Below are 13,886 nucleotides of genomic sequence, written 5' to 3' on the forward strand. Positions count from 1 at the left end.
ACTGCAAAACTATAAACAGAGGTGTTTTTATAGTTTAGAAGGAACACCAAAAAATGGAACGCGATAATTTTGGAATTTGCCTTAATAAGGCCATGCTGTCAGAAAATATGTATTCAACATTCACGCATGTACGCGCATACGAGAAAAATGGTGGGAGCGCCTCAGAGCTTAAAGTGCTGCTGTCATTCCCTCAAATGAGTGGTAAGGATCTATTGAATACAATGTGCGGCTCTCGTCAGCTAGAATGGCGAGCCGAGTTCCACTGCCCGTACCAAAAATAACGTTGTGCTAACTGGGCGTCTGTTGATAGGCATTAACCGGACGCCTATGTAGCCCGACTTTCTCGTTTTAACTACTTAACAACAAACCATTATTCCTCTATATTAGAGCTAATACTCTATAACAAAGCAGCCACTATGAAACAAACTGGAAAGTTTTGGGTACTTGCTCTCATCAGTAGCTCTATTTCTTTTACCTGTCAGTCCACGCCTGTAACGTTAGATAGTGCATGGCAAATGCTGTTAGAAAACAACTACTCCCTGAAAGCGCAACGTTCGAACGTAGAAAGTTATCAGTACCAGGAGAAAGCCACCGGCAACCTCAATTTGCCACAAATATCTGTCGGTGCAAACTACACGCGGTTAGATACAGACGTGACACTTTCCGGTAAACAGATCTTTGACAGCACTGGTGCTGAGCTGGTAGCTCCCCCTATCTTTCAAAATCTATTGGGCACGTTAGCGAACACCACTTCAACTATTACCGAGCGTGACATTTTCTCTTCTTCTATCCGCGCAATCTGGCCTATTTTTACTGGCGGTCGTATCTCAGCCGCACAGACCGCGGCTGAAGGAAAAACCGACGAAGCGAAAAGCCAACTGGCAATGGAACGACAAGCCCGATTTGAAGATCTATCCAAGTACTATTTTTCTGTCGTGCTGGCGAAAGAAGTTCTCGCCACTCGTCAGGCAGTAGAACAAGGCTTAAGAAAACATCGGGATTTTGCGATTAAGTTGGAAGAGCAAGGTCAAATCGCCCGTGTTGAACGTTTGCAAGCGGAAGCCTCGCTCGATAAAGCCTCGGTAGAAACGCGCAAAGCCGCAAGCGATCTAACCATTGCCGAAGCAGCACTGGGAAAACTGCTGGCACAAAAGCAATCTGTTGAACCAGCCGAGACCTTGTTCATTAACCAAAACCTCCCACCGCTGACTGCATTTATTGATCAAACGTTACTTACCTACCCGGGCTTAGCGCTGCTCGATGCTAAAGACAAACAAGCCCGAAGTTTAATCAAAGCGGAACAAGGAAAGTACTATCCCGAAGTCTTTTTATATGGTGATTACACTTTATACGAAGACGACTCCCTCGCCAGCCAGCTCAAGCCGGATTGGTTAGTCGGCGTTGGTGTGAGTGTCCCTTTGATTGAATCCACCGGCCGGAGCGAAAAAACCAAAGCCGCGCAAAGCATGGTTTCGCAAGTCGACGCACTCAAGTCTCAGGCAAAACAAGATCTTTCACTATTGGTCCAAAAAACCTATCTAGAAGCACAACAAGCGATTGACGAGGTGCGAGGGCTAGAATCCAGTATCGCACTTGCAAACGAAAATCTGCTTCTGCGTGAAAAAGCGTTTACCCAAGGCCTGTCTTCTTCGCTCGATGTTGTTGATGCGCAGCTCTATGTCGCCAATATAGAAACGCAACGTTCGGCAGCGCGATTCCGCTATCTGATCTCTTTAACCAAGTTATTGGCATTAAGTAGCGAAATCGATAGTTTCCAACAATATAAAAACACCGCCTATACCCCAGCTTTACCGTCGAAAGAGGTGCGATAAACCATGGCAGCAAAATCATTAAAACCCATTTTATTATCACTTTGCGCTGTAGGTGTTACCGCTTGGGTTGGCTTTCAGTTTTATAAGGCTTATCAGCCAGAGCCGGTTCGTCTGCAAGGCATGATTGAGGCACAGCAATACAGCATTTCCTCAAAGGTACCGGGGCGTATTGATCAAGTGATGGTCCGTAAAGGAGATGACGTTGAAAAGGACCAGCTAATTTTCACACTTCACAGTCCAGAAATCGCCGCAAAATTAGAGCAAGCAAAAGCGGGAGAAAAAGCGGCAGATGCTCTGGCGCAAGAAGCTGAGAAAGGCGCTCGAGAGCAACAAATCCAAGCGGCAAAAGATCAATGGTTAAAAGCTCAAGCTGCGGCGAATCTAATGGAGAAGACTTATAACCGAGTCAACAATCTGTACAAAGATGGCGTCGTTGCAGAGCAAAAACGTGATGAAGCGTTAACGCAATGGCAGGCAGCAAAATACACACAAAGTGCGGCTTTCCAAATGTACGAAATGGCGAAGGAAGGTGCGCGCAGTGAAACTAAAGTCGCTGCGGCAGAAAAAGCCCGCATGGCTTCTGGTGCCGTTGCAGAGGTGGAAGCGTACGCGAAGGATACGCAAATCCACAGCTGGTTTAATGGCGAGGTCTCTCAGGTTCTATTACAAAGTGGCGAACTTGCACCACAAGGTTTTCCTGTCGTTACGGTTATTGATACACAAGACGCCTGGGCAACGCTTAATGTACGTGAAGATCTTCTGAAGTATTTCAATGAAGGGGCAACCTTTCAGGCTTACTTACCCGCTTTGGATAAGAAGGTAGAATTTAAAGTCACGCATGTTGCGGTGATGGGGGACTTCGCAACTTGGCGTGCAACGGATGCGGCTCAAGGCTTTGATTTACGTACTTTTGAAGTCGAAGCGAGGCCAGTCCAGCAAGAGTCTGACTTGCGTATGGGCATGAGTGTCGTGGTTGAACTCTGAACACGGCCATAGGTTAACGTTATGACGATTCAGATCTCACAACGCCACATCTTACGACGTGATAAGTGGTTGTTATCTTGCCTCACTTGGGTACCGATTTTACTCGCGTTGACGATTTGGGGAGTCTTCTCTTCGGGTATTGCGCGTGATTTGCCGATCGGCATCGTCGACATGCAACACTCTCAACTCTCACGTAAGTTAATCCAGTCTTTGGATGCCTCGCCGACTTTGTCAGTAGATTACCATTACGTCAGTGCGACCGATGCAAAAAATGCCATGATTGAAGGTGATATTTACGCTTACGCTGTCATTCCTCATCAATTCGATCAAGACATTTTGCAGCATCGGCAGCCCCAGCTGTCTGTGTTTTTTAACAGCCAATATATTCTGGTTGCGAAGTTGATTAACTCGGCCGTTGCTCAAGCGCAAGGCTATTTTGATGCCCAGCTGCAAACCATAGGCAACCTTGCGAAAGGCGATACCACTGCAACTTCTGCCATCGGGCAAGCTGTGCCTGTTTCTACCCAAATCACTGCACTTTTTAATCGTAATACCAACTACGCTCAGTTTCTGGTTACGGCGATCGTGCCCGCCATTTGGCAGATTTGTATCGTGGTAAGTACGATTTTAATTCTGAGTGCTCATTTTCGTATTTATGGCGGGAAAAATAAGTTCGATTTTCTCGGCGAAAAACCTTGCTTACGACTGGCGTCGATTCTAAGCAATTACATTCCAGTATTTATAATTCAAGGTGCACTGTTTATCTACTGGTTTTACGTTTTGCTGGATTGGCCGATGGAAGGTAATGTGGTCGTTATCTTATTGGCGCAACTGTTCACTGTTATTGCCTGCATTATTATGGGCGCGCTGTTTTTCTTCCTCTCCATGGATCCTGCCCGGGCGATGAGTTTTGCTGGTGCGTTTACTGCGCCAAGTTTTGCCTTTATGGGCATTACTTTTCCGGTGACAGACATGAATACGCTCGCGACAGCCTGGCGCTCATTATTACCTATTAGCCATTACATCGAAGTTCAAGTTGGCCAAGCAAGTTATGGGGTTTCGGCCACTCAATCTCTGAGTTCGCTGTGGACTATGATCGGCTACGTAGTGCCTTTGCTTGTAACCGCTGCGTTGATTAACAAGCACCGAAATACAGCACGCCTTAACCACAATCAGGAGGTCGTATGACACTTTGGCAACTGATTAAAGCAGAAATCCGTTCGGTATTGACCAATCCTGTGGTGACACTGACCGTTTTTGGTGGCGTGGTGTTTTACTCATTCCTCTACCCTCTTCCCTACACACAGCAAACCCCTCGTGAGCAGCCGATTGCCGTCGTCAATCTGGATGGAAGCCAAACCAGTTTGAAGCTAGAGCGCATGGTCGATTCAACACCTCAGGTAAGCATTGTCTCTAGGCTGAATAGTATAGAAGATGCCAAACAAGCCTTTTTGCAGCGTGATATTACTGGTTTTCTGGTGATTCCCGAGCACTTTTATAAAGATCTGATGTTAGGTAAAAGCCCAACTCTTTCCTATGCTGCGGACGCTTCTTACTTTTTGGTGTATGGCACTGTGGTGGAAGGGTTGGCACAAGCTGGGGGAACGTTAGGTGCACAGGTCAAAGTGAGTAAATTCGTGATGGAAGGTGTACCGCTTAGCACTGCCAGTCACAACTACTCTGCTATAAAACTCAATATGAAACCGACATTTAATCCCACGATGGGTTATATCGAATACGTAGTACCCGCGGTGTTCGTTCTGATTCTACAACAAACGTTGATCATGGCGGTTGGCTTACAAACAGGATCACAGCGTCACGGGCGGGGTTATTGGTCAAGAGTATCAACCACTTCTTTACTGTTGGTTCGGACGCTAATATTCGTTGCGATTTACTTCCTGCTTAGTGCTTACTATTTTGGAGCGAGCTTTGAGCGACTAAGTGTTAATCACATCGCTAAAGCAAGCGAGCTGCTCACATTGCTTTTACCCTTTCTTTTAAGCTGCTGCGGCTTAGGTTTCTGGCTCGGGTATCTTCTACCAAGAAGGGAATTGGTCACGTTAGTTGTACTGGTCAGCTCTATGCCACTTATCTTCCTTGCCGGATTCATATGGCCGGTAGAGTCCATTCCGGCTACCCTACTTTGGATGGCTGATTTAAGCCCCAGTACCTGGGCAATCAAAGGATTTCTTGCTCTAAACCAAATGGGCGCGACGTGGCAGCAAGTGGCTAAACACTGGACTGCCCTTTGGCTGCTAACTGTGTTTTGGGGTGGTATCGCCTATTGGATAGCTAGACGTCATTCAAAACCTGTCGTCACAGAAAGTGTAAGCTAAAGAATGAGTAAGCAAGCCCGTGTGTTACCGTCCAATTAAGCCTCTTTTCATTGCCGAAATAACCACAGCAAAGCCAGAAGCAACAAAGGAGCCTAGAAAGGCTCCTTTTGTATAACGACTTGAGATAAATTTTTTAAGCAACGTCTTCGATAGACTCGGCGCTTTCTACCGGCTCAAAGAATTCATCATGCAGTGCACAAATGGCTCGCTTATACTCTTTATCGCCCACAACGAATTGAACGTTAACATTACGTAGTGATGAGTGCAGAGCAACTGGAGTAACACCATTATTCATTAACGCCAGTACACCTTTCGCCAAGGTTTTGTTGGTGTCGATCTGAGAACCAATCGCTGAGATCAACGCTACCATACGGCCTTTGATTGACGCTTTCGGGTAACATTTTTCCGCTTTATACAGAACTTTATTCAAGCTGTCTGCACTGCCACCTAGGTAGTAAGTAATCGAGTTGGCGTTCATTTCTTTACCAACCAATGTCACGTGTGCATCTGAGATGATTTCCATCAGCTCATAACTCACGTTGTCTACTTTACCAACCATAGCTTGGTCAAACAGATGTAATGCAAACACTTTCTGCTTACCCGCGATGATCTCCACTTTGTCTTCCTCTGGACGGTAACCAGAAGAAATCAAAGTGCCTTCATGTTCAGGCTCAAATGTATTTTTAATCTGCAGTTCGATACCACTCTCACGCAGACCTGCAGCCGCATTAGGGTGGATAGCTTCCATTCCAAGGTTAGCCAACTGGTCAGCCACGTCGTAGTTAGTGCTGCCAATTGGCAGTACTTTCTCAGGTCCAACGACGCGTGGGTCAGCAGAACTCAAGTGGTATTCTTTATGGATGATCGCTAGATCTGCTTTAGTGATCGACGCAACACGACTGAATGTCATCTCACTGTAGCCGCGGTCATAGGTATGCATTAAGCCTTCTTTACAATATGCATAACCAGTAACAATAGGCAGCTCTTTTGATACATCGATGTCCGCAAACGCTTCACTAATCGATTCATCGAGAGTTTGTGGCTCTGTCGTATCCCAGCCGGATAGATCAACGAACTTCGCGTTAATACCCATATTTTTTAGTTTCAATGCGGTGTTGTAAGCACTGTGCGCTTCACCAATTGAAGACAGAAACTCACGGATTTGAGGCAAGTAGTGACGCAGTGAAAACTGGCCGTACTGACAAGTCTCTAAGATATTAGCGATACAGTTTTTCGCTTCTGAGATGCGAGATCGAATAAACTTGTCCGCTCGCATTCGATTCATTGGATCGGCAAAAATATTTTCGTTGGTCAGTAACATACGGTTTTCTACGTATGCCAATGCTTCTTCCCATTTGTCGTCGCGCTTAGCAACCAGTTGGTATACGCCCGCTTTGCTGGTTTTTTTACATTCTAAAAGCGCGTCAGTCATACCACCATAAGCCGATACAACGAAAACTCGATTGTATGGTGTCTTGGGACGAAGAATAATATTGTCTAAAACAGCATCAAATGCTGTCATTGAAGTACCGCCGATTTTTTCTACGGTAAAAGTCATGATAAGCCTTTTTTGATTGGTAACTTAAAAATATAGAGAAGAGAGAATTGAAATGTGAGGTGGGAAACCCACCTCACACTGACTTATTTAGTCAACAAGAGGGTACACGCCGTTCTCATCGTGTACTTCAGCACCTGTGATAGGTGGGTTAAATACGCACGCCATTACCATTTCTTTGTTTTTATATGCTCTTAGGTAGTGCTCGTCGTTTTTATCCAGAATGTACAGTGTACCTGGTTTAATTGGGTAAGTTTCACCACCGACCACTTCAATTTCACCTTCACCACTCATACAAAAAACAGATTCTAAGTGGTTTTTGTAGTGGATGTGCGTTTCCGTGCCTTCATAGATAGTTGTGATATGGAAAGAAAAACCCATTTTGTCATCTTTCAACAACATACGGACACTTTCCCAAGTATCTGAAACTACACGTCGCTCACTGTTGCGACACTCTTCGAGTGTTCTAACGATCATTATTAATTTTCCTTATTAAGATGCTTGTTTGAAGTGTTTTGCAGCAATGGTTTCTACTGCATTTTCAAAAATGCTTAGTCCTTGATCTAGCTCTGACTCACTAATCGTTAGTGGACAGAAGAATTTAACCACTTCGTCGTCAGGGCCAGCTGTTTCGATAACCATGCCACTTTCAAAACACGATTTAGCAATTTCTGATGCCAGGTCACCGCTGTTACACTCGATACCAACCATCATGCCGCGACCTTTTTTCTGTACGAACATTTGTGGGAATCGACGTACACAACGCTCAATGACGTTACTTACACTTTCTGAACACTGCTTAATGTGTGTTTCAAAGTCGTCGTTCGCCCAGTAAATTTCCAGCGCTTTAGCGGCAGTAATAAATGCATGGTTGTTACCACGGAATGTACCGTTGTGCTCGCCTGGTTTCCATTGGTCAAGCTCAGGTTTAAGCAGTACAACCGCCATCGGTAAACCGTAACCACCGATAGATTTCGACAAGGTTACGATATCAGGCTGAATACCTGACGGCTCAAAGCTAAAGAACGTACCCGTACGTCCACAACCAGCCTGAATATCATCGACAATCATAAGAATGTCGTTTGCTTTACAAATTTTGCTTAGGCGTTGTAGCCACTCGTTTGAAGCGACATTCAAACCACCCTCACCCTGTACTGTTTCAAGAAGCACTGCGGCAGGCTTGTCCATACCAGCAGAGTTATCGTTAAGCATGGTTTCAAACAGAGCCAAACCATCAACGCCTGCGTAACCTTCGAAAGGAATACGAGATACGTTGTGAAGGCTAGAACCATTACCCTGTCTATGGTGCTGGTTACCTGTTGCTGCCAATGCGCCAGCTGTACAGCCGTGGAAGCCATTGGTGAAAGCGACAATGCTGCTACGGCCAGTCACTTTTTTCGCTAGTTTAAGTGCAGCTTCCACTGCGTTAGTACCAGTAGGCCCAGTGAACTGAACTTTGTAATCCAGTTTTCTTGGCTTAAGAATGTAGTTGTCTAGTGCTTCAAGAAACGTTGCTTTCGCTTCTGAGTGCATATCTAGACCATGTGTAATACCGTCCATTTCAATGTACTCAAGTAATGCTTGCTTAAGTACAGGGTTGTTATGGCCGTAATTTAGAGATCCCGCTCCAGCAAGGAAGTCTAAATAGCGTTCGCCCTGTTCTGTTTCCAGCCAGCAGCCTTTCGCTTTGCGAAATACCACTGGAAAGTTGTTTGAATATGAGCGTACGTTGGATTCCTGCTTTTTGAAAATATCCATGATGAGACCGTTTTTTAATTCCTATAGTTAGAGGATTATTTTAGGGGAATTCGATACAAATACTCTGTATCGTGTTTGCCTTTAAAGTGGGCTTCTTCATCCAAAAATGTGCTTACTTGGCCAGAATTGCCGTTCATCGCATCTAACTTTTTGAATAACGCCCAAGAGGCTTTGTTGTCTTCCGTGATAGTCGTTTCTACCATTTTCACGCTCAGACCTTCTCTGGTAAGAAGTTCTTTTAGCATGCGAAACGCTAAACCATGACCTCTGTAACGAGGTGAGACTGCAACCTGCCAGACAAATAACACTTCTGGTTCGTCTGGTTTCTGATACCCCGATATGAAGCCGGCGATATCTTTATTGCATTCAACCAGAATACTGGTTTTGCTAAAATGTGTTGACTGAAGGAAATTGCAATAAGAAGAATTCATATCTAAAGGTGGACAATCTGCAATTAAGCTATAAATGTCGTCACCATCAGAGATCTTAGGTTCACGAAAAATCCATTTGTTTCTTGTTTCCTCTTCAATCTCTGGATAGAGGACCCAAGGTGCTGATGTGATCATGTGAAAATTCATATCCTTTGAGGTCTAATTAATTTCGCTATTATTATGGGCATCTCTCGCTACCAAAAATCAAATATTCGCGGATTATAACCGCATTTATGTGATAAAGATCACACTTCATAGCCGTTTAACCATTTATTAAAATATTTGAGTTCTAATCTTCTCCAGAAGCTGTTAATAGCGCGGGGAATCCTAAATTAGAAAATATAATTTTGTGCATACTCTATTTTTTGGTCGAACATAAAGTCTATCAAAGAATAAAGGGACGCTTTTTGACCCATTAAACATATGAAAGCAATCAAATTAGTTTCTAGCTGATCAATTAATCTAAGTTTTCAAACAATTTTTGTCGCCATTTTCCTTACGAAAGCACCTCAACTCTGATCTTCATACCAGCCATTCGGCATCTAAACATTTGACCTCTAAATTTAAGACCTGAGCCAAAAAGCTCAAAAACTGGTTATGATGTAGACACATTATCTACACAAAAATGTCTAATAAACTTCAAAATTAATTTACGCTCGCGTTAATGACGAAATTAACCGTGAAAAATAAACAATAAACCTATGTTTTTAAAGGAAAAATTGAAATAAGGCACATTACTATCAATCACCTCAATACAGGTGGAACCAAAGTCACATTGACACCTAGTTCGTTGATATTTTTTCAAAAATTAATTAGAGTACAAAACGTTAGACACAAAAAAGGACGATTACATGGACCCCATACTGGAAGTTAAGGGACTTTATAAAGTGTTTGGTGAAAACCCAGAACGTGCTTTCTCACTTATCGACAAAGGTGTCGATAAAGACAACATTTTTGAGCAAACTGGTTTAACTGTCGGTGTAAACGATGTTTCTCTTACCATTAACGAAGGTGAAATTTTTGTAATTATGGGCCTTTCTGGCTCAGGTAAATCCACTCTTGTCCGTCTCCTAAACAGACTGATTGAACCAACCAAAGGGAGTGTCTACCTTAAAGGGGAAGATATCGCCCACATCTCTGAAGATGCACTGAGAAAGGTTCGCAGAAACAATATCTCAATGGTTTTCCAAAGTTTTGCACTGATGCCGCACATGACGGTCATTGAAAACGCAGCGTTTGGCCTTGAGCTCGCGGGCGTTGGTGTGGAAGAGCGACATGCCAGTGCACTCTCCGCTCTTGAACGAGTGGGACTTGACCCTTACGCAGAGTCTTTTCCGGATGAATTATCAGGTGGTATGAAGCAACGAGTTGGCCTAGCTAGAGCCCTTGCCTGTGACCCTGATATTCTCCTAATGGACGAGGCATTCTCAGCCCTTGACCCATTAATTCGAACTGAAATGCAAGATGAACTTATCCGTTTACAAAACGATGATAAACGAACGATTGTGTTCATTTCTCACGATCTTGACGAAGCGATGCGAATCGGTGACCGAATAGCAATCATGCAAAACGGTGCGGTTGTTCAAGTAGGTACACCAGATGAAATCCTTCACAATCCTGCCAATGATTATGTCGAGGCCTTCTTCCGCGGCGTAAACATAGCCAGTGTTTTGACGGTTAAAGATATCGCGCGTAAAAAACCGGCGGCAGTGTTTAAAAAATCGGATAACGACGGTCCGGGCTCTGCAATGCAGATACTCATGGACCATGATCGTGAATACGGTATCGTCATTGACAAATCCAGCCGCTACTCCGGCATTGTTTCACTTGAGTCATTGCGTTCAGCACACAAAGAGAACCGCTCTTTGGCCAGTGCACAGCTAGAGAATGATGTCACGCTCCAACCAGACCTATCAATCAACGATATTTTGGGCGTGGTTGCAGACGTTCCTTATGCCGTACCCGTTGTAGATGAACAAGGTACCTACTTTGGCGTCGTGACTAAATCACGTCTTCTGCAAACACTAGACAAGGAGTAAGGCAATGTCATCAGAAGAAACAAATAATGATCCATGGGCACAGCCTGCTCCCGCGCAAGATGATCCATGGGGTCAAAGTTCAGACTCAGCGACGAGTAACGACTGGCTCAGTTCAGAAACGGTTGAACACGCACCTTTCGATATCATGAACCCGTTTGAGGAAGCGGTGCTGCCTCTCGATGATTGGGTAGAGACAGGGCTAAATTGGTTAGTGGATCACGGTCGCCCGGTTTTCCAGGCCATTCGAGTTCCTATCGACTTTATTTTGACCTCGTTTGAAACCACACTAGTGTCAACGCCTGCGCCGATCATGGTACTGATTCTGTTTCTGTTGGCGTGGCAGTTCTCTAACTTCAAACTGGGTGTCTCGACCGCTTTATCTCTCATACTCATCGGATTGATTGGCGCATGGTCACAAGCGATGACAACCCTAGCTCTGGTATTAACGGCAGTATTCTTCTGTTTGTTAATCGGGCTACCCTTAGGGATATGGCTGGCAAGAAGTAACACCGCAGCAAAATTTGTCCGACCGATTTTAGACGCCATGCAAACAACACCCGCGTTTGTTTACCTGGTGCCTATCGTAATGTTGTTTGGTATCGGTAATGTGCCTGGCGTTGTAGTGACGATTATTTTTGCGTTACCACCCGTGGTTCGCTTGACGATTCTGGGCATTCAACAAGTACCGGAAGAACTGATCGAAGCTGGTCACTCTTTCGGGGCAAGCAAAAAACAGATGCTTTATCGCATCCAACTACCTTTGGCACTCCCAACTATCATGGCGGGTGTAAACCAAACACTGATGCTTTCGCTCTCTATGGTGGTTATTGCCTCCATGATTGCCGTCGGTGGCTTGGGCCAAATGGTATTACGTGGTATCGGACGACTCGATATGGGCCTCGCAGCCGTTGGTGGTATCGGGATCGTAATCCTTGCGATTCTGTTAGATCGAATCACTCAGGTTTTAGGCGTAAATGCAGGTAATACCAAACTGCGCTGGTATCACACAGGTCCTGTTTCATACCTGTTAAAACTGAAAACGAACCAAGACGATAAAAAACTTAGGAGTAAAACGAATGAATAGTTCATGGAAGACAGTCCTTTCTGTTGGGGCACTAAGTACCATTGCTTTTTCTACCAATGGTATCGCTGCGGATTTGCCAGGTGAAGGTGTAACGGTTCAACCTGTGCAATCAACCGTAGCAGAAGAAACATTTCAAACGCTAATCGTGAATCGTGCGTTGGAAGAGCTTGGCTACGACGTCAAACCAACCAAAGAAGTAGACTACAACGTTGGTTATACTTCGATTGCTAAAGGCGATGCAACGTTCCTAGCTGTAGGTTGGTTCCCTCTTCATGCAGACAAATACACCATGTCTGGCGGTGACGACAAGTTCTACCGTAAAGGCCAGTACGTCAGCGGTGCGGCTCAAGGTTACTTGATCGACAAGAAAACCGCCGAAAAATATAACATTACCAATATCGGCCAGTTAAAAGATCCAAAATTGGCAAAACTGTTTGATGCCAACGATGACGGCAAAGCGGACCTAACCGGTTGTAACCCAGGTTGGGGCTGTGAAATGGTGGTTGAGCACCAACTGGATGCTTTCGAGCTTCGTGATACCATCACACACAACCAAGGGAACTACGCAGCGATCATCGCGGATACCATCTCTCGCTACAAAAAAGGCGATCCAATTCTTTACTACACTTGGACTCCATACTGGGTAAGTGGCGTATTGGTTCCGGGTAAAGACGTCGTTTGGTTAGAAGTACCATTCTCTTCACTTCCTGGTGAGCGTGATGATATCGATACTACTCTTCCAAATGGTAAGAACTACGGTTTCGAAATGAACTCAATGCGAATCGTGGCAAACAAAGAGTTTACTGAGAACAACCCTGCGGCGGCTAAGCTGTTTGAAATCATGAAGCTCAACATTAACGATGTGAGTGCACAAAACATGATGATGAGCCAAGGCAAAAACAGTAATGCCGATATCGAATCTCATGTGAATGGCTGGATCAAAGCGCACCAGGAAATGTTCGATGGCTGGGTAGCCGAAGCGAAGAAAGCAGCGATGTAATCTATTCGCTGACCACGCTTATCGTGCTATGTAACTGCACAACATAAAACACGGATAAGAGCCTTTTGTTGATACAATGGGCTCTTATTTTTTGCCTGTTCCACACCGGACTCCAGCCAAACGCCATATCTTCGACACGAATGGCGACGTATTTCCAAACCCTAAAACTTATTTAAATTTCATCTCTTAAGAGTTTCTTAAGTTTCGCGTTTTATTTTGTTGGTGACTAAACAACAAATGGAAGCGCTAATGAAAAAACATGAACAGACTTCTATTCAGGGTTTTACTTTAGACATCGTAATCCCTACTCATCCTCTTTGGCATGATGTGATCGAGCATGTTTCTCTTCGTTATCAAGAAGCATTTTTTGCCGAACTTAAAGTTTTCATGCCTGCGTATTTAACGCTCATCGATAACGACAAAATTATTTCAGTTTGTGGGTTTCGTATTGCGGAGCAAGAGCCTCTGTTTCTCGAACAATATTTAGAGGACGAAGCGCAAAACCTTGTCTCAACCGTTTTTCAGTGTGACGTAAAACGCTCCAATCTGGTTGAGTTTGGACACCTAGCTTCATTTGCGAAAGGTATGTCTGCCCTGCACTTTTACCTGATCGCTCAAATGCTGGTCGATCTTGGCTTTGAGTGGTGCATTTTCACCGCAACAGACCCTCTTCACGCCATGATGGCTCGTCTTGGATTAGAACCACAAACCCTTGCTCAAGCCGATCCAAACAAGGTTCCGGATTCACTATCGACTTGGGGATCTTACTACGATCATCAACCGCGTGTGCTCGCTGGAAATTTGGTCAAAGGGTTAGAGCGTCTTCGTCTAGTCCACGAAAGAAAATGCAAACAAGCCTAGGTAAAA

13 protein-coding genes are annotated in these 13,886 nt (G+C 44.6%); 9 read left to right on the plus strand and 4 right to left on the minus strand.

Annotated features, from left to right (window positions below; all coding sequences use genetic code 11):
- Nucleotides 1-53 precede the first annotated feature (53 nt).
- The 5 genes from RXX31_RS07620 (at nt 54) to RXX31_RS07640 (ending at nt 5,152) form a co-directional block, all read left to right on the plus strand.
- Nucleotides 54-281, plus strand: coding sequence for a hypothetical protein (locus tag RXX31_RS07620; protein WP_014231956.1), 228 nt, complete (start codon nt 54-56; stop codon nt 279-281).
- A gap of 135 nt (nt 282-416) precedes the next feature.
- Nucleotides 417-1,832: a TolC family protein gene (locus RXX31_RS07625; RefSeq protein WP_317588489.1), complete on the plus strand. Its 1,416-nt coding sequence runs from the start codon at nt 417-419 to the stop codon at nt 1,830-1,832.
- A 3-nt stretch (nt 1,833-1,835) separates the two neighbouring features.
- On the plus strand, nt 1,836-2,816 hold the full coding sequence (locus RXX31_RS07630) for an HlyD family secretion protein (protein ID WP_317588490.1): 981 nt from the start codon (nt 1,836-1,838) through the stop codon (nt 2,814-2,816).
- Between the two features lie 21 nt (nt 2,817-2,837).
- Nucleotides 2,838-4,004 carry an ABC transporter permease gene (locus RXX31_RS07635; RefSeq protein ID WP_317588492.1) on the plus strand — a complete coding sequence of 389 codons (1,167 nt, stop codon included), beginning with the start codon at nt 2,838-2,840 and terminating at the stop codon, nt 4,002-4,004.
- The gene (locus tag RXX31_RS07640) at nt 4,001-5,152 is read left to right on the plus strand and encodes an ABC transporter permease (RefSeq protein WP_317588493.1); all 1,152 of its coding nucleotides are present in this window, start codon (nt 4,001-4,003) and stop codon (nt 5,150-5,152) included. Before RXX31_RS07635 ends, RXX31_RS07640 begins: the two co-directional genes overlap by 4 nt.
- A gap of 133 nt (nt 5,153-5,285) precedes the next feature.
- On the opposite strand, the gene RXX31_RS07645 is transcribed toward RXX31_RS07640, so the two are convergent.
- The 4 genes from RXX31_RS07645 to ectA form a co-directional block, all read right to left on the minus strand.
- Nucleotides 5,286-6,710, minus strand: a complete 1,425-nt coding sequence (locus RXX31_RS07645; RefSeq protein ID WP_317588495.1) for an aspartate kinase — start codon at nt 6,708-6,710, stop codon at nt 5,286-5,288.
- Between the two features lie 87 nt (nt 6,711-6,797).
- The gene (locus tag RXX31_RS07650; RefSeq protein ID WP_020336355.1) at nt 6,798-7,184 is read right to left on the minus strand and encodes an ectoine synthase; all 387 of its coding nucleotides are present in this window, start codon (nt 7,182-7,184) and stop codon (nt 6,798-6,800) included.
- A gap of 15 nt (nt 7,185-7,199) precedes the next feature.
- Nucleotides 7,200-8,465 carry a diaminobutyrate--2-oxoglutarate transaminase gene (gene ectB / locus RXX31_RS07655; protein ID WP_317588497.1) on the minus strand — a complete coding sequence of 422 codons (1,266 nt, stop codon included), beginning with the start codon at nt 8,463-8,465 and terminating at the stop codon, nt 7,200-7,202.
- 35 nt (nt 8,466-8,500) lie between these two features.
- Nucleotides 8,501-9,031: a diaminobutyrate acetyltransferase gene (gene ectA / locus RXX31_RS07660; RefSeq protein ID WP_317588499.1), complete on the minus strand. Its 531-nt coding sequence runs from the start codon at nt 9,029-9,031 to the stop codon at nt 8,501-8,503.
- Between the two features lie 716 nt (nt 9,032-9,747).
- Between ectA and proV the strand changes: the two genes are divergently transcribed.
- The 4 genes from proV (at nt 9,748) to RXX31_RS07680 (ending at nt 13,880) form a co-directional block, all read left to right on the plus strand.
- Entirely contained in the window at nt 9,748-10,935 is a 1,188-nt protein-coding gene (proV, locus tag RXX31_RS07665) for a glycine betaine/L-proline ABC transporter ATP-binding protein ProV (protein ID WP_317588500.1), read from the plus strand.
- 4 nt (nt 10,936-10,939) lie between these two features.
- Entirely contained in the window at nt 10,940-12,019 is a 1,080-nt protein-coding gene (proW, locus tag RXX31_RS07670) for a glycine betaine/L-proline ABC transporter permease ProW (RefSeq protein ID WP_317588501.1), read from the plus strand.
- Complete coding sequence (gene proX / locus RXX31_RS07675; RefSeq protein ID WP_317588502.1) at nt 12,012-13,019, plus strand: glycine betaine/L-proline ABC transporter substrate-binding protein ProX; 1,008 nt, start codon at nt 12,012-12,014, stop codon at nt 13,017-13,019. Before proW ends, proX begins: the two co-directional genes overlap by 8 nt.
- 249 nt (nt 13,020-13,268) lie before the next feature.
- Nucleotides 13,269-13,880 (plus strand): thermostable hemolysin, encoded by a 612-nt coding sequence (locus tag RXX31_RS07680; protein WP_317588504.1) that lies wholly within the window; start codon nt 13,269-13,271, stop codon nt 13,878-13,880.
- The last annotated feature ends 6 nt before the right edge of the window (nt 13,881-13,886 follow it).

The organism is Vibrio sp. EA2 (genome assembly GCF_033042495.1).
In the GTDB taxonomy this organism is placed as follows: domain Bacteria; phylum Pseudomonadota; class Gammaproteobacteria; order Enterobacterales; family Vibrionaceae; genus Vibrio.

Coding starts and splice junctions, on each gene's coding strand:
- ectB (WP_317588497.1), bottom strand. CDS start 8,465: ATGGATATTTTCAAAAAGCAGGAATCCAACGTACGCTCATATTCAAAC.
- RXX31_RS07645 (WP_317588495.1), bottom strand. CDS start 6,710: ATGACTTTTACCGTAGAAAAAATCGGCGGTACTTCAATGACAGCATTT.
- RXX31_RS07630 (WP_317588490.1), top strand. CDS start 1,836: ATGGCAGCAAAATCATTAAAACCCATTTTATTATCACTTTGCGCTGTA.
- RXX31_RS07625 (WP_317588489.1), top strand. CDS start 417: ATGAAACAAACTGGAAAGTTTTGGGTACTTGCTCTCATCAGTAGCTCT.
- proV (WP_317588500.1), top strand. CDS start 9,748: ATGGACCCCATACTGGAAGTTAAGGGACTTTATAAAGTGTTTGGTGAA.
- ectA (WP_317588499.1), bottom strand. CDS start 9,031: ATGATCACATCAGCACCTTGGGTCCTCTATCCAGAGATTGAAGAGGAA.
- RXX31_RS07620 (WP_014231956.1), top strand. CDS start 54: ATGGAACGCGATAATTTTGGAATTTGCCTTAATAAGGCCATGCTGTCA.
- RXX31_RS07680 (WP_317588504.1), top strand. CDS start 13,269: ATGAAAAAACATGAACAGACTTCTATTCAGGGTTTTACTTTAGACATC.
- RXX31_RS07640 (WP_317588493.1), top strand. CDS start 4,001: ATGACACTTTGGCAACTGATTAAAGCAGAAATCCGTTCGGTATTGACC.
- proW (WP_317588501.1), top strand. CDS start 10,940: ATGTCATCAGAAGAAACAAATAATGATCCATGGGCACAGCCTGCTCCC.
- RXX31_RS07650 (WP_020336355.1), bottom strand. CDS start 7,184: ATGATCGTTAGAACACTCGAAGAGTGTCGCAACAGTGAGCGACGTGTA.
- proX (WP_317588502.1), top strand. CDS start 12,012: ATGAATAGTTCATGGAAGACAGTCCTTTCTGTTGGGGCACTAAGTACC.
- RXX31_RS07635 (WP_317588492.1), top strand. CDS start 2,838: ATGACGATTCAGATCTCACAACGCCACATCTTACGACGTGATAAGTGG.